General features: G+C 47.8%; 21 protein-coding genes and 1 pseudogene. 8 read left to right on the top strand and 14 right to left on the bottom strand.

All coding sequences use genetic code 11. The features are described 5' to 3' along the window. Positions 1-9: 9 nt before the first annotated feature. From CKW09_RS01985 to CKW09_RS01960, 6 genes are all read right to left on the bottom strand, one after another. Entirely contained in the window at positions 10-393 is a 384-nt protein-coding gene (locus CKW09_RS01985; protein ID WP_095095351.1) for a RidA family protein, read from the bottom strand. Between the two features lie 66 nt (positions 394-459). Beyond that, positions 460-1,818, bottom strand: coding sequence for an MFS transporter (locus CKW09_RS01980; protein WP_095095348.1), 1,359 nt, complete (start codon positions 1,816-1,818; stop codon positions 460-462). Between the two features lie 50 nt (positions 1,819-1,868). Next, complete coding sequence (locus CKW09_RS01975) at positions 1,869-2,555, bottom strand: RraA family protein (RefSeq protein ID WP_095095344.1); 687 nt, start codon at positions 2,553-2,555, stop codon at positions 1,869-1,871. 40 nt (positions 2,556-2,595) lie between these two features. Beyond that, positions 2,596-3,903, bottom strand: coding sequence for a Zn-dependent hydrolase (locus CKW09_RS01970; RefSeq protein WP_231922111.1), 1,308 nt, complete (start codon positions 3,901-3,903; stop codon positions 2,596-2,598). A gap of 82 nt (positions 3,904-3,985) precedes the next feature. Then, on the bottom strand, positions 3,986-4,915 hold the full coding sequence (locus tag CKW09_RS01965; RefSeq protein WP_095099971.1) for a 2-hydroxyacid dehydrogenase: 930 nt from the start codon (positions 4,913-4,915) through the stop codon (positions 3,986-3,988). After that, entirely contained in the window at positions 4,912-5,667 is a 756-nt protein-coding gene (locus CKW09_RS01960) for a class II aldolase/adducin family protein (RefSeq protein WP_095095337.1), read from the bottom strand. Before CKW09_RS01960 ends, CKW09_RS01965 begins: the two co-directional genes overlap by 4 nt. Before the next feature lie 1,326 nt (positions 5,668-6,993). On the opposite strand from CKW09_RS01960, the gene CKW09_RS01955 reads away from it, so the two are divergent. Then, positions 6,994-7,752: a pirin family protein gene (locus CKW09_RS01955; RefSeq protein WP_231922110.1), complete on the top strand. Its 759-nt coding sequence runs from the start codon at positions 6,994-6,996 to the stop codon at positions 7,750-7,752. Positions 7,753-8,056: 304 nt separating this feature from the next. Here CKW09_RS01955 and CKW09_RS24975 read toward each other — a convergent pair. Continuing rightward, positions 8,057-8,308 (bottom strand): annotated as a pseudogene (locus CKW09_RS24975) (IS3 family transposase); the annotation flags it as partial. Between the two features lie 655 nt (positions 8,309-8,963). Here CKW09_RS24975 and CKW09_RS01945 point away from each other — a divergent pair. Together CKW09_RS01945 and CKW09_RS01940 are read left to right on the top strand one after the other, a co-directional pair. Continuing rightward, on the top strand, positions 8,964-9,419 hold the full coding sequence (locus tag CKW09_RS01945; protein WP_095095330.1) for a hypothetical protein: 456 nt from the start codon (positions 8,964-8,966) through the stop codon (positions 9,417-9,419). Between the two features lie 152 nt (positions 9,420-9,571). Then, a complete protein-coding gene (locus tag CKW09_RS01940; RefSeq protein ID WP_095095327.1) occupies positions 9,572-10,411 on the top strand; it encodes an alpha/beta fold hydrolase in 840 nt (279 codons plus the stop codon). 681 nt (positions 10,412-11,092) lie between these two features. Here the strand turns inward: CKW09_RS01940 and CKW09_RS01935 are convergent. Then, on the bottom strand, positions 11,093-11,980 hold the full coding sequence (locus tag CKW09_RS01935; protein ID WP_095095325.1) for a LysR family transcriptional regulator: 888 nt from the start codon (positions 11,978-11,980) through the stop codon (positions 11,093-11,095). A 151-nt stretch (positions 11,981-12,131) separates the two neighbouring features. Between CKW09_RS01935 and CKW09_RS01930 the strand changes: the two genes are divergently transcribed. Both CKW09_RS01930 and CKW09_RS01925 read left to right on the top strand, forming a co-directional pair. After that, positions 12,132-13,202 (top strand): alkene reductase, encoded by a 1,071-nt coding sequence (locus CKW09_RS01930; RefSeq protein WP_095095324.1) that lies wholly within the window; start codon positions 12,132-12,134, stop codon positions 13,200-13,202. Positions 13,203-13,288: 86 nt separating this feature from the next. After that, on the top strand, positions 13,289-13,894 hold the full coding sequence (locus CKW09_RS01925) for an isochorismatase family protein (protein ID WP_095095323.1): 606 nt from the start codon (positions 13,289-13,291) through the stop codon (positions 13,892-13,894). 160 nt (positions 13,895-14,054) lie between these two features. Here the strand turns inward: CKW09_RS01925 and CKW09_RS01920 are convergent, their stop codons facing one another. Continuing rightward, positions 14,055-14,978 carry a LysR family transcriptional regulator gene (locus CKW09_RS01920; protein WP_095095321.1) on the bottom strand — a complete coding sequence of 308 codons (924 nt, stop codon included), beginning with the start codon at positions 14,976-14,978 and terminating at the stop codon, positions 14,055-14,057. A gap of 100 nt (positions 14,979-15,078) precedes the next feature. Between CKW09_RS01920 and CKW09_RS01915 the strand changes: the two genes are divergently transcribed. After that, positions 15,079-15,930 (top strand): pirin family protein, encoded by an 852-nt coding sequence (locus CKW09_RS01915; RefSeq protein ID WP_095095318.1) that lies wholly within the window; start codon positions 15,079-15,081, stop codon positions 15,928-15,930. 59 nt (positions 15,931-15,989) lie between these two features. Here the strand turns inward: CKW09_RS01915 and CKW09_RS01910 are convergent, their stop codons facing one another. Together CKW09_RS01910 and CKW09_RS01905 are read right to left on the bottom strand one after the other, a co-directional pair. Then, positions 15,990-17,546 carry an MFS transporter gene (locus CKW09_RS01910; protein ID WP_095095317.1) on the bottom strand — a complete coding sequence of 519 codons (1,557 nt, stop codon included), beginning with the start codon at positions 17,544-17,546 and terminating at the stop codon, positions 15,990-15,992. Beyond that, positions 17,539-18,684 (bottom strand): HlyD family secretion protein, encoded by a 1,146-nt coding sequence (locus CKW09_RS01905; protein WP_095095316.1) that lies wholly within the window; start codon positions 18,682-18,684, stop codon positions 17,539-17,541. Before CKW09_RS01905 ends, CKW09_RS01910 begins: the two co-directional genes overlap by 8 nt. Positions 18,685-19,050: 366 nt before the next feature. Here CKW09_RS01905 and CKW09_RS01900 point away from each other — a divergent pair, with 366 nt between their 5' ends. Further along, positions 19,051-20,232, top strand: coding sequence for an MFS transporter (locus CKW09_RS01900; RefSeq protein WP_095095315.1), 1,182 nt, complete (start codon positions 19,051-19,053; stop codon positions 20,230-20,232). An 837-nt stretch (positions 20,233-21,069) separates the two neighbouring features. Next, positions 21,070-21,468 carry a hypothetical protein gene (locus CKW09_RS01895; RefSeq protein ID WP_095095312.1) on the top strand — a complete coding sequence of 133 codons (399 nt, stop codon included), beginning with the start codon at positions 21,070-21,072 and terminating at the stop codon, positions 21,466-21,468. Between the two features lie 24 nt (positions 21,469-21,492). Here the strand turns inward: CKW09_RS01895 and CKW09_RS01890 are convergent, their stop codons facing one another. From CKW09_RS01890 to CKW09_RS01880, 3 genes are read right to left on the bottom strand one after another with little or no spacing between them, the layout of a single operon-like run. Then, on the bottom strand, positions 21,493-23,019 hold the full coding sequence (locus tag CKW09_RS01890) for a conjugal transfer protein TraG N-terminal domain-containing protein (protein ID WP_095095311.1): 1,527 nt from the start codon (positions 23,017-23,019) through the stop codon (positions 21,493-21,495). Further along, positions 23,016-23,390 carry a hypothetical protein gene (locus tag CKW09_RS01885; protein ID WP_095095310.1) on the bottom strand — a complete coding sequence of 125 codons (375 nt, stop codon included), beginning with the start codon at positions 23,388-23,390 and terminating at the stop codon, positions 23,016-23,018. Before CKW09_RS01885 ends, CKW09_RS01890 begins: the two co-directional genes overlap by 4 nt. 16 nt (positions 23,391-23,406) lie before the next feature. After that, positions 23,407-24,888, bottom strand: coding sequence for an integrating conjugative element protein (locus CKW09_RS01880; protein WP_095099964.1), 1,482 nt, complete (start codon positions 24,886-24,888; stop codon positions 23,407-23,409). Positions 24,889-24,904: the final 16 nt, after the last annotated feature.

Here is a 24,904-nt window from a genome sequence, read left to right as displayed (position 1 = left end):
CTCTATGCATTATTGCCTTTCCACCGTAATTAGCTCTGCAATACAGTCAATTTCAAGAGCCCCCCATAATGTCACACATACAGTAGTCCGGGCTGGCGGGGCATGTCCTAAAAGTTCTTGGTAAACTTCATTATAGGGCTGGAGTTGTAAGGGATTTGTCAGATAGCCATTGACCTTGATTACATGGTCAAAATCAGAACCTGCTGCATGAAGTGCAGCTTCAAGATTCAACAGAGTTTGTCGAACTTGTTGTTTAAAGGTTTCAGGTTGGGTTTCTGTACCAGGGATAATGGGGATTTGCCCTGCGGTGAAGACCAGATTACCACTAATGACGGCCTGAGAATATGGTCCTACGACTGCAGGTCCACCAGAGGCAGTAGTAATACGTTTCATGAAATATCCTTTAAAGGGCAGAAAAATGACATGTAGGTGGTTTTTTAAACATTGTTGGTGAGTATTTTATCGGGACAGAGCTTTTTCTCCCCCGGTAATTGATGATTGAGTTTCTGTGAGGTCTTTTTTGAAGGTCTCGGTCAAAAGCAACAACGCAATAAGCGAAACCAGTGCAGACCCAATCATGTACCAAGCAACTGAAGAGCCTTTACCAGTCCAAGACAAGAGCGCTGTGGTCACAATAGGTGTAGTGGCACTGCCTAACAGGCCGGAAAGCATGTAGGAAACAGAAAGCCCTGAGTATCTAACTCGGGTGCCGAAGAGTTCGGCCAGGAATGTTGCTATAGGTCCATAGTTAGCGGCAAAAGCGGTCATCAACAGCCCATACCCTAGGAATACCAGTGGTAACTCTCGTGTGTCCATCAGCCAGAACATCGGAAATGCTACGACGGCCTCAGCCACAATCCCGGCAATGATCACTGGCTTACGACCGAAACGGTCTGATAGAGCCCCAAAAGCTGGTAGCAATACGATACACAGGGCGCAAGAGGCGAGAACAACGGTCAGCATTATGGCCCGGCTAAAACCTAACGTCTGAGTACCGTAGGTTAGTCCAAAAGCAACAATAATATTAAATGATGCTCCGGTGGACATAGTGGCAATACCTCCCAATAACACCTGTTTCCAGTGTTTCCGAGTAATCTCTAGGAGAGGCATTTTTACTACAGATTCTTTTTCTTTAGTTTGTTTGAACACTGGCGTTTCATGAATGTTCAAACGGATATAAAGACCGATACCAATGAGTAGTGCGCTTGCCAGGAACGGAACACGCCATCCCCAGTCGACTAAATCTTCCTGCGGCAAAAAAGCCGACATAGCCAAAAAGGCAAGATTCGCAATCAACGTTCCTACCGGCACTCCAATCTGGACCCATGAACCATAAAGACCACGCTTATTTTTTGGGGAATGCTCAACAGCCATTAATACCGCTCCCCCCCATTCACCGCCCAGTGCAAGGCCCTGAATAAGGCGAAGGGTCAATAATAACACGGGAGCCCATACACCGATGGTGGCATAGTTAGGCAGCAATCCTATTGAAAAGGTCGAGAGTCCCATTGCCAGCAGTGAGATAAGAAGCATAGACTTTCGGCCCAGTTTATCACCGAAGTGGCCGAACAGTGCAGCCCCGACAATACGTGCACCATAAGCAGAAGCAAAAGTCCCGAAGGCTAGTAGCGTTCCGATTAATGCATCAAATGCGGGGAAAAATATTTTGTTGAAAACCAATGCTGATGCAGTTGCAAAAATAAAAAGATCATACCATTCAACTGTTGTACCAATGACACTCGCCAACGCGATCTTGCGCATATTGACTTCAGGTGCGACTTTGGGTATTTCCAATTTAAAACTAGTGGAACTCGTCATAATTCATCTCCAGGGTGATGGGCTGAACGTGATTGCTCAAAGGTTGAGTTTCAACTGCGATAAATCTCGGCCAAACTTTGTCCCTGTTTTAGTCGTCCTATAATCAGCGGCTCCTGTTGCTGTATGTATAATGCTTGTTCCAGGTACTGTTTCATTTGCTCCGCAGGAAGCGATAACACCCCATTTTCATCAGCCAGAATTAGATCACCAGCCTGCACTCTGACACCACCACAATGGATAATTTGGTTGACGGTTCCACCGGTTTTGCCTTTCTTGGTCGTTAGTGGAGAACGTCCTTTGCACCAGACAGGGAAATTTTCGGCAAATATCGCGCTCAGATCTGTGATGTAGCCATCCAACACCACGCCAGCAATCCCAGCTTGTTGGGCAGCTACTGTCATTACCGCCCCCCAGCAAGCATGTTGATCATCGTCCAGGCGTTCGATAACCAAAATGTCACCCGCTTTGGCCACGGCAATCGCCAAGGGCAGGCTATAGCCGTCATTACCCGGCAGAGAAACAGTGACTGCCGGGCCACAACATCTGATCCCTGGAATGACACACTGCAATTGTGGTGCCATAAACCCTTCATCTATCAAGTGACCTAATGTGGCAGTTTCTACCTGAAGAAGTTCATTTATAAGCTGTTGGTGGCCTGTATTACTATCACCTGTTGGCTCCTGATTTAACAAAGACAATTCCACCTCCTCACGCCAACCAGAGAATATATCACTCATGATTTATGATTATTTAATTCCGTAACCACCAAGAAATAACCTAATGATTTGCCCGAGCCAATACTGAATTAATTAAAACATTTGCACCTTGTTCTGCATGTATTGGCTCAATACTTTCAGATTCGTTATGGCTAATACCTCCCGCGCATGGGATAAATATCATAGCTGATGGACAGTGTTTGGAAATATTAATTGCATCATGACCTGCTCCGCTGAGCATACGTTTATATGGATACCCCAGCCTCTTAACCGATTCATCTACCAACTCGATACATTGATGATCAAAAGGCGTCGCCGGGCTTAGCCAATGTTCGGATATAGACAGCGCCATTCCACGGCGAGAAGCAACAGAGACTATGGCCTGACGACATGCCAACTCAAACTGAGTTAACTTTTCATCCTCTGGATGTCGCAGATCAAGGGTAAAGGTCACTTCACCTGGGATAGTGTTGCGTGAAGGAGAAGCTATAGTCAGCTCACCAATGGTCAGCAATCCCAGTGGAGCGAACGTCAAGGCTACCTTCTCCAAATCTCCGGCCATTTCTGCTACTGCCAGTAAGGCATCGCTACGATTTTTCATCGGAGTGGTACCTGCATGGGCAGAACACCCTGTGACGGTAATATCAAGCCAACTGATGGCTTGCCCCCCCGTCACCACGCCGATATTCACCTCGAGCTCTTCAAGGATCGGGCCTTGCTCAATATGTGCTTCGAAGTAGGAATCAAATCGACGCCCCAGGGGGCTGCCGCCAATCCATTTTTCGGCATGCAGTGATTCAGCTACGCTAATCCCTTTGGCATCTTTGCGACGCAATGCATCATCAAGTTTCATCACACCAGTGAATACGGCCGATCCCATCATCGCAGGTGTGAATCGAGCCCCTTCTTCATTGGTCCAGACGGCAATTTCTATGCTGCGCTTAGGGATGATCCGCTTTTCACTCAATGTACGCACAGCTTCCAGGGCGGCAAGTACGCCATAGACACCATCGAAACGCCCTCCCTTGGGCTGGGTATCAAGATGACTGCCTACAACCACAGCATCAAGCTCAGGTTGAGAACCTTCGTAGCGGCAAAACATATTACCAATAGCATCCGTGACGACGGTCATACCCAATCGCTTGCAATCGTTGATAAATTTGTAACGCCCCGCGCTGTCTTCAGCTGACAGTGCTAAACGACTATTCCCACCATTTTTTGTCGCCCCGATAGCGGCCATATCCATGAGGTTTTCCCACAAACGTATACCATTGACGGTTAAAGGTTTGTTTTGTTCTTCAGCATTACAGGTATTGTTTAGATGATTCATTTTTTCTCCAAGTACAACAAGGTGAGGAACGATCACCATGTGAAAAGATCTATTTCACCAACCACTTTCCCGGTTCAGATGACTTTAGAGGCTCAACATCTGAACGAGGCTCATGAGAGAATTAATATCCCAGAGACGTGTTAACGACTTTATTAAGCTGTTTACCTGCCCGTAAAAGGTCAATATTGCTACCTACTTGTTTGACAATGACCTCAAAGGAAGCGGCAGAAGCCATGTGTGGTGTCACCAGGATCCCCTCTGTTGACCATAACGGATCATCGGAAGGCAATGGCTCAACCTGAAAAACATCAATGACAGCCCCTTGTAAATGACCAGAAGTCACACACTCGACGATATCGGACGGGATCATATGCATCCCGCGGCCACAGTTAATCAGGCTTGCCCCTTTAGGAAGTTTCATAAACAGGTCTCGGGATAAGATGCCCTGAGTATCCTGAGTGAGGGGTAATAAGTTGATTAAAATGTCCGTCTGCGACAAAAAGTCATCCAAACCACCCTGCCCATGAAAGGTGTTGATACCCTCAATGACTTTAGATGAGCGTGACCAGCCATTAACCTGATACCCCATTCCGACCAGGCTTGTCCCTACAAACTGCCCGATCTCGCCCAATCCCATAAGACCAACCCGCAACTTTTCAGCAGCTACCTGAGGGTATCTAATCCATTTTTTATGAAACGCATTTTTTAGAACATCATCGAAATTACGATGAAAATAGAGAACGGCCCAGAGTATATATTCATACATACCCTGCTTTTGGCTCATATCAACAACACGGCAAACCTTAATTCCAGAAGCAAGGATCTCTTTGCCGAGGTGGTCAACACCGGCCGCGACGGAATGGACAAGCTTCAGCTTTGGAAAATAACGCATCGCCCCTTCTTCAGGAAACCAACACACTGCGACATCCGCATCCAATGCAGCTTTGTCGTTGGGCAAGACTAACGATATATCCGGCCTGTGAAGCGCGAATGCCTCAATGAGTTGGTGCTGAAAAGATTCAATCGACGTTACAATGACTACATGATTCATGAGCAATAAGACTCTTTCTGATCATCGATAAATGTCTTGGCTGCTTCCCACCCATCGTTGATGATTGTGTCAATGCCATCTCGCTTGAACTGCAATGCAGCATGGCGACAAACTTCTTCATCAGGGAATACCAACTCGCCCCCACCGGAAAGCGCCTTAACCTGAGCTTGGCATGCACGCTCCAGGAAATAAATTTCATGGAAAGCCCAGGCAATATCTTTTCCCGCACCAAGAAGCCCGTGATTACGCAGGATCATCGCATTGTGAATACCGAGATCGTTCACCAGACGATCCCTTTCACTTAGCGAAAGCGCAATACCCTCATAAGTGTGGTATCCGATATTTCCGTAGAATTTCAAAGCATGTTGAGTGAGTGGCAGTAGCCCCTGTTTTTGCGCAGAAACGGCCATGCCATCCGAGGTATGGGTGTGGATGATACAGCGAATGTCTTCACGAGCCTGGTGAATGGCTGAGTGGATAACGAAACCTGCAGCATTAACTTTTTTGTTTTTCTCATATTCTTCAACGATGTTTCCATCGAAGTCGATTTTCACCAATTCTGAAGCCGTCATTTTTTCGAAAAGCACACCATATTTATTTATTAAAAAATGGTTAAACTTTCCAGGGACATGCAGAGAAATATGAGTATCGATCATATCTGTCATTTTGAAATGTGCTATAAGACGATATAAAGCGGCTAACTCGCAGCGAGCCTGCCATTCTGGTGAAGATACTTTTTCACGTAGGGTCATAAGTGTTTCCTTACTTACTGGTCAATATTTAAGTCTAGAATATGACTCTCTGCTTTTGAGTCGGCTTCAGCCTATAATCCCAATTCATGACATTGCAGAAAGCAGACTGGCGACTTGATTGGCTTGATTTATTTTTGTCATCACACCCTCACAACCTCAAGCTACCTTGCCTCTCCCAGAGGGTTATCTCCTTATATCAAAAACAGATCAAGGTAATTATTTTTATAATAGGCATTAATCTTAATTATAATGTTTTTGATCGAGACATTGGCACCAACCTGGTGCAGCTCGATTAAATGATGATTTTCAACATATTGATAGTTAATACTTTTTTGTAAAAAATCAAAAAAATAAAAAAATGCACCAAATAATCTCAACCGTCGCCCTATAATGGGGATTGGATTTTTTGTAAAACGAAGGTCTTATGTCGAATGACATTGAAGGTATTATTTAGAAAGATCAGGATTGAGCAATTATTCATAACTAAAGAGAAATTCTTGTTGCGTAAGTATCTATCTGAACACGTTAAAAAAAAAGCCCTGCATCCATTAAGAATGAGGGCAAAACTGCCAGTACAGGGAATGGCAAATAGTATAATTCTCTAAGTTACTTACTTTCGTTAGCCCTGGGTCACACATTATCCAGGCTATTCTTCAGCACAGCTTTAATCATCTTCTCACTCTATTACTCATCCGCCTGCGGCTGACTCTCCTCAGCCAATGTTCCGGCGCCCTGGCTGACGGTTATGCGATACTCTTCCAGATCAATGGGTAACATCCGAGCAGGGGTTTGACCCCATTAAAATAATGGAGTGTTCTCCTAGTCACTGTAAGCCTAGAGCCAACTCCTGCGACGCTATGTTGCCAGTATAGCCATTCAGGTCCTCATCGCTAACCGCATATGGAGTCATAGGCAAGATTGCGTATGAAATGCCACAGAAACAATTTTCCTCACCCAGCGCGTTGAAGAAACACATAGCCACCATTCAGCGGTCGATAAGACATCATCACCTGAGTTCCATTTGCAATAAATAGGGATTTATGGATCACATTGTTCCATAAATGGGCCATTTAACGCTTTGGTGTACCTACTTTCTTCTAAGAGATAAGAAAAGACATAAGGAAAAAGGCTTTTTTACACGACTATGTATTCCCGCTTGTATGTTCATACCTCTAACTGCCGGTGACCAAACTGGCCAATTAAGCCATTAATGGGATATTCAATTCTTTTTTTGCATGTTTATTCCATAATATTTCGATATATAATTTCGGCATTCACAAGCAATGATTCAGTTAAGTCTCAGAAAATTTGACTCAAGGAGTATTTATGACAGCAATGATTAAAGTTGACCGAACTAAAAAACATCAGCATGGGGCAGGGGAATTTGGTATCGAGATCCTTTGGCCTGGAATGGCCGAGTCATCAGATGACAGCGGTATTGGCGCAATAGGCCGGATTGATCATGCCAAGATCAAACCCGGGACGGTTATCGCCATGCATCCACATAAGGATGATGAAATTCTTACGTATATGCGTAAGGGTCGGATGCTGCATCTGGACACGGTGGATAATGAGGAAGAAATATCCAATACGCGTTTGATGCTGATGAATGCCGGTCATACATTCCAGCATGAAGAACGTATTCTTGGCGAAGGCAATAGCGCTATGGAATGCTTGCAAATATTTGTAAGACCAAAGGAACCTGACCTGTCACCACAGGTTCAGTTTCATGACTTCGATACAGTTTACAGTGAAAACGCCTGGCGGGTTATTGCGGGCCCAATGGATGCACCGTTGATTTTCCGGGCTCAGGTCTGGTTACATGATGCTCATCTGCAACAAGGTAATCAATTGACTCTACCAGCAACGCCGACAACGGGTGTGGTTAGGCTGCTGTATGTTTTTAAAGGCAGTGCGACTGTTGGTGAGAACCACTTGAAAAGTGGCGAAAGTGTCATTATCAATGATGATAATAAACATCAAGTTGTTGCAGATGAAGATACCGACCTGGTTCTTTTCACCACAGACCCAACAGCTAAGGTCTTTCGTGGGGGCATGTTTAGCGGGAATGTACTTTCCAGATAGCTTTCTCCATAGAAATTCAGGCTATAACACCTTGAGATGGTTGAGGGATCCCCACTAATCAGTGCTAATAAATCAACGGACTAGGCCTGTTATATGTTTACACTTTCCAACACTATAACGCCCGATGAACCTCATCGGGCATTTTGTATTGTAGCGGCAGGTGCGGTCGTCTTGTATTGGAGGTTCCCACCAACTTCCTACCTCCTCTTACTACCTGCTCGATATCTTCTGGTCTGCCATGAAGGAACCGGCCAGCTCCATTCTAAACCTCTTGCTCACATGCAGGGTATGCCAGCTGTCATGGAACATGATACCCCACAATTTTCCTCGCCCAAATATCCGTCACCAGACTCACGTATGCCTCTTCCGTTCTTAGAGGGCGGTAGGTAATATCTGCGACTCACAACTGTTCCGTGCGGTTGGCTATCATCTACTCTTCTCCCGCTTTCAGCAAGTTGGGATGACGATAAAAACGATGGTGGCTATGGGTTGCCCTGTGATATACCCCTTTGGGTATCACCAACAACTGTGCGCACCGCAGTATCCGGAACAACTGCTTCAAAGAATTGAGCTTTGACTTCGGATTCAGCCAATCGCTGTTCCAGTTCTTTAATTCACTGTTCTGGCGTCAGGGGACGTTTAGGCATATTACCTCCGTACTGTCTGTTGGAAGGAGAAGAACATCAGTTTAGTTGGCCGTATTGTCGCAGCAAGTTCATCACGGTTACTTGGCCCTGAATACCATAACGGTAAATCATTTCGCCTTTTTCTACCTGTTCGCCATCACCCAATCACCATACAAATCCTCTTACCTCCTGAATTTTATTTCGAAAAATCTTTACGCATCTCATATAGGTAAAAACATTATTATCTTAGTATTTATATCTATTTTAATTAAAAATATAGAATTTATAACCAACCCAGCAATCTTGCACAACAAATTAGAAACACTTCATCATAAAAATGCATATATAGAATTAATCCTAAAAAACACACTCATCCCACAGCTAAAGAAAACAACACAACCATTTGAATTAACAAAAAATAATATAATAAACACCATAAAAACCATATCTTTTCGTAGATTTATACTTAATTTAAACTTGATTATAAATGTGATCATTATCTAACTTTACAGGCAAAGGATTAACGAGTTTGGCTTGGATGCATACTTTGTTACTTCAAAACCCCTGCAATATTCAGGAGAATATATGTCTGAGAATATCGTGAAAGATGTAGTTGATAATGTGTCTGATTTCGTTGATTCCACCGTTGACAGCGGCACCGAAGCAATCGGCGGTGTAGTTGATGCAGTGACTTCCGGTGAAGGTGGCCTATGGGGGTTACTGAAAGGTGTTGCGGGCAGCATCGGGGATTTGGCAGGCGATGTGGTGCAATCCGTACTCAGCCTGGTAGGTGACGTGAGCGGTACCGTCGGTGATTTAGCCAGTAACATTACTGATTTTGTTACAGGTGCACTCGATAAAATCGGGGGAGTAACCGATGTTGTCACTCATGTCACCGACAGTGCGAGCGATGCGACTGATGCACTGATCGCTGCGCTGCAACACACCGGCGGTGACGCACTGACAGAAAGTTCTCCAACAGCAATTGAAGTTAATGGTGTTTCAGCCACTACGGATGCAACTGTACATCACATCGCATAATAACCGATTTAATAAAATTGCTCTATTGGTTTAGGCCGATGCAACCATAGAGTCGGACAAGACTAAATATCTTCATCATTCGCTAGGGATTTATTTCATCATATATACGCATAACAGTAAGTGTCATCTAATTTTTATTCGTGGGGTGGGAAATGAAACCAGAAACAGAAATTATTAAAGTAGGCCAATGGCAGATCTACGTAGAGCGATATATTTACCCTAACATCAGCGACACCGTAATATGTGTCAATGGTGCACTTTCAACTACACTAGCATTCCGTAATTGTGTTAAAAATTTCAAAAATCGTGTTAATGTCATTCTATTTGACCTACCTTTTATTGGAAATTCCAGACCACATAATATGCTAGCTCTTCCATTACCGAAGACGGAAGAAGTATTCATTCTACAAAGTTTGATTAATATATATAGACCTGACTATATATTATCCGTATCTTGGGGAGGGTTAGCTGCGTTAATGACATTATCTACTCGCCCATCCTCAATTCGAAAAGCCATTATTGCATCATTTTCAACCCGAATCACTCCTGCCATGCACAGTTATATCAACCGTGCCAGAGTGTTGTTGGATGAAGGGAAAAACCACGAAGTCGCCACATTGCTTAATGACGAGGTTGGGAAATATTTACCAACATTGCTAAAAAAAGCTAATCATCAACATATTAAAAACCTTGACCATGAGACCTATCGGCAAGCAAGCTTCCATATTGGTCAGATATCTTCTTTATGCCAAGAAGATTACATTGATATTTTTCGACAAATAGAAACTCCGATTTTATTTATAAACGGAGAGATGGATGAGTACACCACTGCGGAAGACATTCGAGATATCAGAAACTATATTACGAACTGCGACTTTATTACCATTCCAGAAACTGGCCACTTCCTCGACATGGAAAGCCGACCAGCCGCACAACGCATCAACGAATTGCTTAACAGTTACTTTTTTGTCGAGAAAGCTATGGCATCCTGAGGTTTTCAAATCTCGCTAATTTGGCTGTACTAAATTATAGTGGCGGCTGGTCTAACAGTCATAGGCATTAGCATTTTTGTGTCCCTGTACGCCACCACTACTCTTGCATTCAACTATGGTGAACTACCGGCAAGTATATACTTGAGCAATAATGACGGATGATGAAATTCATATCTCCTCCAGAGGAATCCCCAGAACAAAAACAAGCATAGAGTTTTGTGACCTACTAATCGTGCTAACAAATTCAATGAGTTCACCTCTATGCCTATACTCGTATTATGCCCGAAGTTTTTACGGGCGCTCTGACTCCATTTCACTCACACTAACGAGTACCGGACTCTATCTCCCAGGCTCTGCACAGGTTAAAAACCAGATAAAACGGATGACCACCTGTTGAGCAATACGTCTTTGCATGATGAGCTTGCTGGATTATCACGCTGAAAATAAAAGACTACATCTGATGTATCAGGCCAATAGCCTGAAATAAAGGCGAGCAATTTCGTATCTGATATTAGCGGATAGCGTCTTACGCCATTCTCCGCTAATTTTCAAACGAACACTGGATGCTGTTCTTATCCACTAAGCCAAAGTTTACCGAAATATAGTGTTGATTTATTAACACTGATTAGTGGGGATCCCTCAGCCGATATGGGTATTATAAATTGATTATAATCAGGAGACTCACGTCGTTGTTTTGCTATTCCCCAATCTCTCACGCAGAAACTCGATAAATCGTTGGGTTTTTGCGGGCAATAGCCGGGTCTCTGTAAGGGCATATACAGGGATCGTATTGCCTTGCCATTGTGGCAATACCTGAATCAATCTTCCCTGTGCCACTTCTTCTGCCGCCACCTGTGCTGGCAACAATACGATCCCCAGAGCAAGGCTGGCCAAACGCCTAATCATACCTACACTATTAAGCGCAAACCTCCCGCTGACAGCGACTTCAGTCATTTCCGAATCTTGATGCAATACCCATTGACCACTCTTGGGAAATCCCAGGCACTCATGTCGTATAAGATCGTCGGGGTGCTGAAGTTCAGAAGCATTTTCCAAGTATTTTGGCGATGCATACAGGTAGGTCGGTAAAGTGGCGAGTTGCCGGGCAATCAAATTAGAGTCTGGCTGTTCTCCCATACGTATCGCGATATCGAAAGGTTCTGTGACTAGATCAACTCTGCGTGGAGTCAGGTCAAACTCAAAGCTAATACCAGGGTATTGTTGGGAAAATTCGGCAATCAGGGCTGACATATAAATAACGGCAAAATCAACTGGTAATGAAGCACGTAACACCCCGGTGGGTTGCGCTAGCATCTCTCCTAACTGTTCATGTGCCAGACGAGCCTCTTCTATAATACGGCGGCAACGATCGTAGTAAATAATCCCTGCTTCCGTCAGCTCAATCTTGCGCGTGGTGCGATGCAAAAGACGCAGCCCGATGGCTTTCTCCAGTGAGCTGATCCTGCGCGAAAGCGTCGAGGTTGGGATTGCAATCGCCTCTGAAGCACGACGAAAACTCATCGCCTTAACGACCTCGACGAACAGCGCCATATCATTCAAGTGTTCCATTCCATTATCCCAATGATGGATCAATGTTTATCACTTTAGCATATTTATCCCTAGTGCGTTTTGATTGATGATTAATACATCACGATAACAGCACAAAGCGCAAGCAAGCCACTGTCAGCGGCTGTTAAAAGTCACAGTAAAAGGTATAAAAATGAATCAGTTATTTACGCCTGTCCGTATTGGATCGTACGTTTTACCTAACCGCCTTGTCATGGCCCCCATGACCCGTTCCCGCGCCGATGACGCTGGAGTGCCCAGCGAATTGGTCCCGATCTACTATGGACAACGTGCCACTGCCGGCATGATCATCACCGAAGGTGTGTTTCCCGCCGCCATGGGTAAAGGGTACGTTCGTTCTCCAGGGATTGAAACTGAGGCGCAGATCGCTGCTTGGCAAAAAGTGACATCAGAGGTGCATGCGCGCGGTGGCCGTATCTTTATGCAACTGATGCACTGTGGCCGGGTTTCACACCCTTCCCTACTGCCGGAAAATGCGCGGCCAGTCGCCCCTTCAGCCATCAAACCTGAAGGTCAGGCATGGACTAATAGCGGTCTGATGGATTTTGTGGTGCCACATGCACTAAGCGTGGCAGAGATTGCCGACGTGGTCGACAATTATCGTCAGGCAACACGGCGAGCTCTTGAGGCTGGTTTTGATGGTGTTGAACTGCATGCAGCCTCCGGTTATTTGCCAGAACAGTTCTTATCATCCGGTAGCAACCAACGCAGTGATAAATATGGCGGTTCTGTTGAAGGCCGCGCTCGTTTTGTGCTGGAAGTGCTGGCAGCCATGGTTGCCGAAGCCGGCGGCGAACGTGTTGGCATTAAGATTTCACCGGAAATGAACTTCAACAGTATCACAGACACAAACCCTCAAGAAACCTATGAGTATTTGGTCGAAAACCTGCAGGGTCTCAATCTTGCCTACCTGCATGTCGCGCTGTTTGGCACCGCTGTGGACTATCACGTTTTACTGCGCCCTCGCTTCAACGGTGCTTATCTCATCGGCAGCGGGCTCGACAAAGATACGGCTGAATCCTTACTGAACGATGGCCAGGCCGACGCCGTTGTATTTGGTTCGGCCTTCTTGGCCAACCCAGATTTAGTAGCACGCTACCATCAAAGTGCAGCGTTGAATGTCGCAGACAAATCGACGTTCTACAGCCCAGGAGCCGAAGGGTATATCGACTACCCATTTCTGCCAACAACCAACAACGTTTGATGCATCACGTTAAGCGCCCTTTAGGGCAACATCATGGGCATGCGTTTTAGCAAGCCTTATTAAATCAAAAGAAATAAGGACTTTATATGACTGCCAATCGTTTTACTGCCGAAAACTCCGCGTTGCTACTGATCGACCATCAGGTCGGTACCATGCAACTGATCAAAAATATCGATCGCGAATTTGCCGCCAAACAATCAATTGCGCTGGCAAAAATGGCGAAAATACTCAACATGCCGGTTGTGATCACTTCCAGCCAGGAAGACCACGCCCAGGGCCCGATTTTACCTGAAATTGCCGCAATCTTACCTGATGCGCATGCAGCTCGAATCAAACGTCCTGGCGTGGTCAATGCATGGGCTTATCCTGACTTCCGCAATGCGGTGCTCGCTACCGGTCGCAAGAATCTGATCATGGCCGGTGTAACGACTGACGTTTGCCTGATTTTCCCAGCCATTGATGCTGCACTTGAAGGGTTTGCCGTACAAGCGGTTATGGATGCTTCTGGTTCGCCGAGCGATCTTTCCGAAGAATTCGCCCGCCAGCGTATGCATGATGCAGGGGTTGTGCTCACCGCCACCAATACGCTGATGGCTGAAATCGGCGATGACTGGTCAACCCCTGTTGGTCAACAGTTGATCGGTTTGTTGTTCAGCGATGTATTCCCAGCTTTGGGTGCCGGCATTGCCTGAGAGCGGAATTAGGCCTCCGTAACTTCAACGATACAGGTAAATATCAGGGGTGATTCCGAATAGGAATTGCCCCTGATGATATTATAACGTTAAAAATCAACTCCGATTATTTCCCCACCACAGAATGACTATTATCTCGCATATAAACTGAGCTGTTTTTTTAATTTAGTTTAGGTGTCCGAAGTGTTTCAGGCAAGTGGACGATAAGATAATCTAAAAACGCCCTGACTGCGGGGTTCATATTTTTCCGGCTAGGGAATATGGCATGAATAATATGATTATGAGTAGCCCAAGGTGTTAACACTTGAACTATCTTTCTCTCCTGCATTGACTGATAAGCGATGACGTCGGGTATCAGCCCTATGCCAATCCCATGTATTACGGCTTCTAATTGAACACGCGGGTTTAAGCAAAATAACAAAGGGGTATGATTTATTGTTAAAATTTCCCCAGTGTTATTATTGGTCAGCTCCCATTTTTGTACACCTTCAAAACGGTCGAGCACTGAACTCAGCGTTCCCATATTCGCCAATTGAGCGGGCGACTCCGGTACTCCGTGTTGCTCGAGGAACCCAGGACTTGCGACTAGGATCAGGCGACTAGTCGCCAACGGTCGAGCAATCAGACCGGGCTCATCGTCAATACGTTTTCTGGCGCGCAGAACCAAATCCATACGTTCTTCAATTACTTGAACAGGTCTGTCGGTCGCATCAATAGTGACGCGGACTTGGGGATAGAGGGTCATGAACCCAGGCAAAATAGCGGCCAAATGGTATTGCGCTAAGACTGTGGGTGAGCTGACACGAATCAAACCATTAGGCTCAGACGTTAAAGCAGATAACGAGTCATAGGCCGCAGTTCCCTCCTTCACCATATCAATGGCATGCAGGTGCAATACGCGGCCTGCCGCCGTCAAGGCAAAACTACGCGAGTTTCTCTGAATAAGACGCACATTTAGCCGCTCCTCAAGCTGCGCGACGCGACGACTTAATAAAGACTTCGTTAACCCTGACTGCCTTTCTGCAGCAGCATAACCTTTATTTTCCGCGACCAGATAAAAATAATAGATATCGTTAAAATCCATGGTCTTGTCCTGTCTTTGAGATCCTGCGTCACATAATTGTTTATTTAAAAATATAACAATACCGTTAAAATTATAACTCTCAAATATTAAAGAAAGGACAATGATGAAAATTTCATTTTCTAACGTAACTCCTATGGAGATGCAAATGCTCAGCAGTCATTTTTCTGCAGCCCGCATTGATATCGAGCAACTGGATAAATTTATGAACCCAGTCATGGGGCTCGATCATTTTCTGATGAGTGGCCCTACCTTTGCGCCTCACCCACACGCTGGTTTTTCTGCCATTTCTTACCTGTTCGAAGATTCCAAAGGTGGAATGCTCAACCGCGATTCCATGGGGCATAGCTTTATCGCACAACCCGGAGATGTCATTTGGACCCAAGCTGCTCATGGACTTGTCCATGATGAGGTTCCTGTGCAAACAGGTCAAAAGGTCCATGGCATTCAGCTATTTGTTAACCTGAGAGGAACAAACAAAAATCTGCCTCCTGAGGTGTTCCATCTCAATGCGTCGGATGCGCCGCAGATTGGCAACAATGGCAACCGAGTACGTTTGTTAGTCGGCTGTTATCAAACATATGTTTCCCCGCTTAAACCGGCTGAACCTTTCTTGATGACAGATGGTTATTATAAGGTAGAAGATGAGCTTGTGCTTCCGCCAGACTGGCGCACCCTATTCTTCCAGCTTAAAGGCGATATGACGATAAACGTTGATGGACATCAGCGTCGTCTGCAAGGCCCCGGGATAGTTGGTTTGCATAATCGTCAGATCACTCAGGTAAAATTGATACCTAATACGGACTCTCATCTGATGGTACTGGCGGGACCGGTCAATAACGAACCTGTTGCCAGTTACGGCCCGTTTATCATGAACAATAAGCAAGAAATAGAAGCTGCCATAACACGATACCGCAATGGCGATATGGGCAGTCTATCCCCACGTCACGGGTGAAGCATCTGCCGCAGACATCCTGCTCTGCGGCAGCGTTAACGAAATGGCAATCATCAATACTATTTCATCAACCGCTGCATAGCCATCACCATCGCCCCCACAACACCAATCATGGCGACAAGCAGAAAATAATCAAGGCCGGCCAACAATGTTGCCTGTTGCTTCAACATCTGAGCTACCCAAGCAAAAGCCATATTATCCGCTACCGCCGTAGTGGCCTGACGGGCATAAAGCGCGCTGACCTGCTCAATTACATCGGTATAATGCGGGTTATTATCACTGATGTAAGTGTTTAATACGGCATAGTGTACCGTGGTACGCCACTGCATGCCGATGGTCGCCGCCGAAATTCCCAGCGCCATACAGAACTGCGCTGCCATATTTTTGACCTGCTGCGCATGAGAGAACACGGTTTCATTGTGTTGAACCTCGCGAAAAGTATGCACGGCGGTGGTGGCCATCACCAACATGATGAATATACCGTTGCACAGCAGCGCCGGTAAAATATCGGTCATGATATTGGCCGTGGGAGTAAGGCCTGACATCAGCCAGCCATAGGCCGCCAACGCGAGAAAACCCGTCACAAAGAATTTTTTTGAGGCGGGACGTTTAGGCATAATGCGTCCCATGATCAACCAGGCGACTAACGCGGATGACAGCCCCAGCGCGTGCCAGTTCCCCACCGTGCTCCAGCTGTATCCCAGAGCCTGTTGTAGGATTTGTGGAATGATATAGTTATTGGCCCCCAGCAGCAAATAGCAAAGAGAGAACAACAATAACCCGACGATGTAGCGTCGATTGGCAAACAACGTGCGCACCATCAACAGCGGTTCTCCCTGGAAGCGGGCCATGCTGTTAAAAAAGTAAATTAAAGCACTCAATCCCGTCAACGCGATAACAGACAGGATCAGCAGGTCACTGAAAAAATTGTAGTTTGAACGTTGTAGTGCCCATAACATAGCGAATGCCCCACCCGCAAGCCACATCAGTAGGAAGGGATGAGACTGGCTTTTGGTCTGTTGCGGCGGTGTCTGCCAAGGCAGACAGAACGATACGGTCATAAAGGTCACTATAGCGACAGCTATCAGGATAAAGAACAATGCTGACCAAGTGTCTTCACTAACGGCCAGTGCCGCAAGGAACGGGGATAACGCGGTGCCCAACGCAAGCCCGGTGGCAAAAACTTTGATACCTGTAAAGCGAAGCGGGCTGGGAGGTAACAGGTTGACTAACACTCTGGCTCCCGTCATAAATGACGCGCCACCGAGAGCCATAACTACCCTGCCAAACAGAAATACATGGTAGGTGTCGCTTTGTGAACAAATCCAGGCTCCAAAGCTAAAAATGGCCAATGAGCTCCAAATGTAAATTCGCCAGCCAATACGTTCAACCAACCAACGTTGCAGCGAGATCATCACGATCGCCACGCAGGCATAAGCCGCTGTGACAAAGCTGTACTCTTCAGGAGAACTACCCGTTTCACCCATAATGGGTGCGGCGGCGAAAGCGATCATACCTGCCTGCAAAAACTCTAACGTCGTCAACAGAAAAATTGTCAGCAGCAGCAGTGTTTGGTGTTCTGGGCGAGTAATATGCCAAGAGGATGTATTAGCCATTTTGCTTCAGGATCTCCTGAATTATCGCCGTTGCCTGGGCATCTTCTTGCTCATACACCGGCGTACTCCAGCGTTGGCGGCGCGTTGGCAAGGCTGATAGCGGAGTTCCCTTTGAACGCGTATCAACGGAGACTTTCATCGACAAGCCCGGCCGCAGAGGATGCTGACGTAATTCCTTGGGATCCAAGGTAATTCGGACCGGAACGCGTTGCACTACTTTTATCCAGTTCCCGGTAGCGTTCTGCGCTGGCAATAAGGAGAACGCACTGCCTGTACCCGGTTCGATTCCAATAACCCGACCGTGGTAGCGTACGTCTCGACCATAAATATCTGAGATCAGGGTCACTTGATGCCCGGCTCTTAATTCGCCTAACTGCGTTTCCTTAAAGTTAGCTGTCACCCACACCGAGTCCAGTGGGACCACCGACATCATTGACGCCCCTGCAGTCACATGTTGTCCGACCTGGACCTTACGTTGCGCCACGACCCCCCCCACAGGTGCAATAACTTGCGTTCTGTGATAATCGAGCCAGGCTTCTCGCAGGGCGGACTCTGCTTCAAGTACGTCAGGATGCGTTTGCAAGGTTGTGTTCTGGGTCAGGGTCTGCGCTGCCTGATATTGACGAATGGTAACATTCAGTGCCGCCTGGGCGTTGTTCAATGCATCGCGCGAATGAGCAAGTTCTTCTGCGGAGATAGCAATACTCTGTCGTAATCCAGAGCGGCGGGTGAAGTCCGCACGTGCTTTATCTAATGATGTTTGGCCAACAGCAATCGATGCTTTTAGTTCTTCGAGGGTTGCATATTGGTTACGCACCTGACGAACCGCTGTAGCAAGTTGTGACTTAGCTTTCTCCAGCGCTAAACGTGCGTCGACCGGATTGATAGTGACCAAGCTATCTCCTTGTTGAACGTAGTCCGTATTGTCTGCTGATATGTGTGTAACTGTCCCCGAAACCTGGGTTGTCACCTGAACCAGGTTCCCTTCCACATACGCATCTTCAGTCGTCGTCGATTGACCGTTCAGGTTTTCCCAAACCGCATACACCACGATCCCTATCAAAAAGATGGAGAATATGAACATAAAAGCTCGCATTTTTTTAGATGGGAGCTTGGTTTTGTTTTCTTCATTAGTCATTGCAGCATGCTTCCAAGTGAGTTACGCGGGAAGCTTATCGGTGTATAGAAATAGGAACAATAATGAAAAATGTGACGGTGAGTCCTGAATACGGGACGCTGAAGCCAGGCGGCCAAACATCACGCACTTTTACTATTAATCCATTTATGAAATAGTGAATTCCATAGTTATGCATTTAAATTAAACTTTAATTACACGACGATAGATAATACTAAAAAATTTTACACATTGTTTTATAAGTGATTATTTTCACTTGGCGATTTGCCGTAATTATTCATTATCAATACTCACAATGTGCATTGAGTTGCCTCTAATATCAGCGTTCTTGAACAAGAATGTGTCATCACCTCATACTTTGAGAAGTCTATGAAATTGAATACATCTGTATTTGCGTTAGCCATGGGAGCTTTTGGCATTGGTGTCACCGAATTTGCCCCCATGGGCATGTTGCCCCTTATTGCTAATGATCTGCATATATCCATCCCTACAGCAGGTGTATTGATCAGTATCTATGCACTGGGAGTAATGATCGGCGCCCCTCTAATGACGCTGCTCACGAGACGTGTGCCAAGACGCACACTGTTGATCGGATTGGCGGCCATCTTCACGGTAGGCAATCTGCTATCTGCAGTTTCCAGCAGTTATGGAATACTATTAGTCGCCAGGTTGATCACTTCACTCAACCATGGAGCTTTTTTTGGTATTGGCGCTGTCGTAGCGGCTAGCCTCGTCCCTGCACATCGCCAGGCTTCAGCAGTTTCCGCCATGTTTATGGGGTTGACGATTGCTAATGTGGTCGGTGTACCTCTGGCGGCGTGGACTGGGGAAGTACTTGGCTGGCGAGCCGCATTCTGGGGGATCAGTGGGATTGGCATCTTCACTATGGCTGCTCTGTGGGTGACGTTACCGGTTATTCCAGCACATGCAGGAAGTAATGTATTGATTGAACTAAAAATTCTGCTACACCGTCCTGTCTGGATCGCACTCGGCCTGACAGTGTTAAGCTCAAGCGCTATGTTCACGGTTTTCACTTATATTGTGCCTATCTTGCGAATAGAGACAGGAGCATCGACATCCTTCGTTACGGCCATGCTCGTCACCTATGGTATTGGCCTGACGGTTGGAAACTGGATCGGTGGACGGTTTACAGATCGCTACCCCAACCAGACACTGATCATATCACTCGCCGCCCTTTCAGGAACACTTGTCCTTTTTGCCCTATTTATGCCCTATATCGTACCAACTACAATACTCGTGTTCCTATGGGGCGTAACGAGTTTCTCCTTGATGCCGCCTTTGCAAATGCGCGTCATGGCAGCCGCTGAAAGTGCACCAAATTTGGCCTCATCGGTGAATATTGGTGCTTTCAATCTGGGCAATGCGGTGGGTGCAGCTCTTGGTGGATTCATCATCGCTGCAGGATTACATTATCCAGCAGTTGTCGTGGCAGGTGCAGTAACTGCAGGGCTTGGTTTGGTTGCGGCACTACTGCTTCATCGCAAATCGGACCGCACCAGACTGTCCCATGGGGATGAAACTACCCTCTAAAATGTACAAATCTACCCGGGTTGCGCATTTATAAATGCGGGCTGTTACAACACGTAGCGGCCCCCTTTAAGTCAGGTGACAAATGCTCTCTGAAGGTAATAACCGTTTACTGACTGGTGAACATTTAAATTTCCGATGTTACCTTCTATAGTTGGCGCAAGAAGATTGGCAATATGGAAGTACCTGACGTAAACGGCTCAAATCCCCTGAGAAAAAGAATGCCCGACTGAATTAGCAGGTTAAAAACTATAGTCAAAACTGGGTCGGGGAAGATAATCATCACCAAAATATTTTCTTTTTAGATCAATCTAATAAAAGGAAGTATTGCACAGAGTACTAGGGGCGCTGTTATATCTCGGGTTCCAGCTGTCGGCGTCAATCATCAGCGTTTCCGACTGTAGCGCGGCCAGAAACTCGTCACGGCTATGGAATTGCGCAAAGCGGCCACATATTAGTCGTTCCTGCTGTGATCTATCGGTACAATATAGCTCATAGCTCATGTTCGCGTACGTACATAGGTGGACGCATGAATGGACATCTTCAACCAACATGGAGGTGTGATTATGAACAAAATGCGGTTAGTCGTATTTACATTGATGCTTGCATTCTTGGCCATCGTTTTTTACACAAAGTGAGATAAGGACATCAATGTCCGCGTTAGCCTTTTCAATAATTAGTGCGGTACCGCCGTCCTGATGCTTATAAACTACGGTTTATCTGGGCGACGACAGGAAGACAAGCGTGTGCAACACGCCTCCTGCAGAGCCAGGCAAATAGCCATTGGTTGTTATTTCAGCTATAGTGGTGAAAAGGCCCAATAATATATAGGGTGACATTATGAGCCAAATTCGAAACCAGCAAGCCTACCAACGTGGCATTAGGATAACACGTATGTGGAAGCGTCTTAAATGCACGATTCTGAAGTGGGATACCAACTGTGTAACTAAAGTACGTAGCCATAAGCTACCAGGTTGGGTCGGACATATTCCAACAACATTTGTAACCATCGGTGTTATTTTCTTCTTGATTGCATATGCGCTTGTTAGCTTGGCTGGCGTTAGTTGTGTTTTTGCTATGTGGGCTATTACTTATATCGTCAAAAATATTTTTAGACCAATCCCCACTGAAATAACAAATTGGAACGATAATAAAAAAAGCAGTTTCGAGCGTTTTTCATGGGAAAATGAGCAACATAAAAATACATACGACAAGCAGTCATGGCATCAAAATGATTAGGCCGGAGGTATCCCGGCCCTCCAATCAACCTTTACTTGCTTTATGTGTGATAGCGCTACTAGCCGCACTTCCCAATTGGCTCCCAGCAGCCTTTGAATCCTGAGTCCCTGTAGCAATCGCGGCCCCAACAGCATGTCCTACACTTACCCCGGCCCAGGACAGCGCCCCCAGCCACAAGGCTGGTAACACGATAAACATAGCCCCCATAACGATGTTCATGATCAAGTCATCAGAGCTGTTCTGAAAACCAGCCACGTTCCAGCGGCTATGCGTATCCGAGCCATATAGCGCCTCCAGCAGCCAGCTGTCCAGCCAACGTGCCAGTTCCCACCAGAAGGTCAGGAAGTTCAGCGCAAACACCACAAACGTCACCGTAATCACCGTCTTATACTCGTAGGCTGCAAAAGCCAGGATGAGCGGCACCATGATATACACCGCCATCAGCATGACAGCCTGTACCATCGGCAGCGCCTGACGCATCGCATCAAATGCCGGATACGCTGCCAGACTCCCCAGCGCGGTCCCGCCCATCGAGGCAATACGGTTAACCGAGTTGTCCAGGGTAAAGTCAGCGTTGCCACCATAGCCGGCATACGCCCGTCCGCCCTGGGAGACGGTCAGGTTATCCGGGCTGACCAGGCGACGTACCACCGCCTCTTTATAGTCCGCGTCCGGTTGACCCATCATCTTCAGCGCAGCAGACATCCGCAACATCACGCCCGGGTCAACCTGCTTTACTACCCTGGCCTCCAGGCCCGTTTCGCTGGCTGACCACCACTCGCTGCAGGTCGGGTACCCACCCCGTCCGGTGTTTGGCCGGCCGCTATCCCGCCCCTCATTCCACGGGAAGCTGGCGCGCGGCGTTTTCGACTGCAGGTTGTTATAGTACCCGCCATTCAGGAAAGTCTTCGACCCCAGCCACTCGATATCACGCAGCATAGCTTTGTCCGTCGTCTGCCCCTGGTCGCGGTTCTGCCAGGTATACAGCGCCAGCGCGTAGCAGTCATTGGTGAAGTCCTGCAGCTCCTTCGCCAGCCCCGGGTTGTTGACCCGACTGTGCTGAACTTCAAAACGGACCTGCCGCAGATCCGGCCGGCACGGAATGGTGGCCACGGCCGCTGAGGTGATGCCTTTTGAGAGCTTATGCACTACCAACCACCATACCGGCACCTTTGCCGTCTGGCCGTTCATGCTCGACATGATGTTGGCGTACCCGGTTTCATCCGGCTTTTTGGGTGTCCAGGTACCGCACATCGCCGCCCGGCTGCTGTCATATTTGATGGTGTCCAGGCTGACATTCATCAGCGGCAGGCAGCAGGCAAGCATCACGAAAAACGCGCCGTAAAGCAGGTTTTCGATGCGCGGCAGGGACAGCATCCCTTTGTTGCCTTCATCTTCCCCTTCCTCTCGCACCTTCAGCCAGATGGCCACCACCTTGAACAGTAATGGCAGCACAAACAGCCCCGTACTGACCAGCAGCTCCCACAGGCCGTTGTTAATCAGCCAGCCGAGCAGCGTCAGGAAATACTCCAGATAGCTGTTGGTCATCATAAGGTCAGCCCTCCCCCAAACAGCGAGTATTCGCACAACAGTGCAAATACCACGCATGCGATGGCCATGCGTTTGAGGGGGGGCCGGTATTCCGGCTTGCAGCCCGGCGCGTGCCAGATTTTCCAGAATCCCCAGGCCAGCACGGCGTATAACGCCAGGCGCCAGCTCAACCAGCCATAACGGGTGCTGTGCACCCAGTCACGCAGCGCAGTACTTTCTCCTGGATGATTGACGCCCCAATGGGCCATCCCCAGTGCTATCACCATGGCGGCCACGAGCATGCCCAACATCTGCAGGACACGCTTTGCCCGCTGGCCGAATCTGCGCCCCTTGCGGGGCGACACACCTTTATTATTTTCGGTTCCAGTCATTGTTACATCCCCACGGTTACTGGTCGCTTTCCGGTACGGCCAACTGGTTGAACTTGGTGTCCGGGCTGTCAACCGATTGACGCTGCGGGTTGGTATCTGCACGGTTGTTCTCACGATCAATGATGGTCAGCACTGCGTTACGCGCAATCTCACGCTTCATTTCCATCTCGTTCTTCAGCGCCGTGATCTCACGGTCCAGTGCCTCGATACGCCGATCGCCCTCTTCCATCGCCACTTTCTGTGCAGAAGCATTGGGTTCAGACATCCCGGTGGTAACCATACGGCGCATGATAAAGGCCGTTTCAATGGTGTCTGCCATCGCCAGCTCGCTGGCCAGGCGACCAACCAGGGCAGCATTGTCCGGGTCGCGCTGCAGCGCCTTGATGACGCCGGCGGTCACTGCCAGGCTGCCCGTTTTGAGTTTGGCCAGGTTGGTCGAGGTGGGTTTCTCTGCTCCGTTGACCAGTTTGGCCAACTGCTCGTTATTTTCTTTGGTTGCCTCTTCCAGCATCGGGGCAAAGCCAGTGCCGGCCACGGTACTGCCGGGCTGTTCGCTGCCTTCACCACTGGTACATTGCGCCGCATCCTTGCAGGTGCGCAGGGAAGAATCCCCCAACACCTTGACCACTGCCGCCGCCGCCTCTTCGCTGCTGGCATATTTTGCACAGGCGCCCCCCGTACAGCTGCTGCCGGAAACGCTGGAGGTACTGGTAACCGGTAACGCATTCATCATGTTGTAGCCGGCCGCCGCCAGGTCATGCGTTGGCTTGATGGCCGGCTGGCCGGCGCCACCCCGCTTTTGCCCGCCGATCCAGGTCTGGCCGGATTGCCCGGTTACCTTCTCCGTGGCATTCATCGACCGCACCGCATCCGCATCCCCGTTATTGACCAGGCTCTTGGCTTCCTCCATCGCGGCAGCCTGGCTCCAGCCGCCGGAGTCCGCCATGTCCATCATCCGCCTGGAGAGGTTCTGACAGTTCAACTGCGCCTTGTCGAACGCGACACCGCCCTGCAGCACCCCGTTGGTCAGCATTTCATACAGGCCAGGGTTAGCACGCTGGATAGCCATCGCCGGCAGGCTGGCCACCGCACCGGTGGCGCCCTGTATGACGGTTCCCATTAGGTTCTTAAACCCGTCGGTGACCCCATTAAGCTGATTACCGATCGTCGTCTTCAGGTCGAAGTTGCCGCACATCAGATCCGAGCTCCAGCCCAGGTTCATGCCCAGCCGCTGCATGTTGCCACGCGTCGCCGGCTGTGAGATCACCGACCCTCCGCCCAGGGAGTAAAACAGCTTGTCAGAGACTGCGCCGCTGGTGTTCTTCCCATATCCCACATTACTGTCATTGACTTGCGACAACGAAACACCAAACAGGGTACCGTTATCGTCATTGTCGTCAGCGTGCACGTTCACGCCGGCTAGCGCCAGGCTGCCTGCAATTAGCAGAGACAGCAGGCTGCGGCGTCCCCAGAGAGATTTATTCATCGTGTTATTCATCGTGTTATTCATCGTT

The sequence above is a fragment of the Serratia ficaria genome (genome assembly GCF_900187015.1).
Lineage (GTDB): Bacteria > Pseudomonadota > Gammaproteobacteria > Enterobacterales > Enterobacteriaceae > Serratia > Serratia ficaria.
Note: the sequence above shows the minus strand (reverse complement) of the source record. Positions and strands in the feature narration are given on the sequence as shown.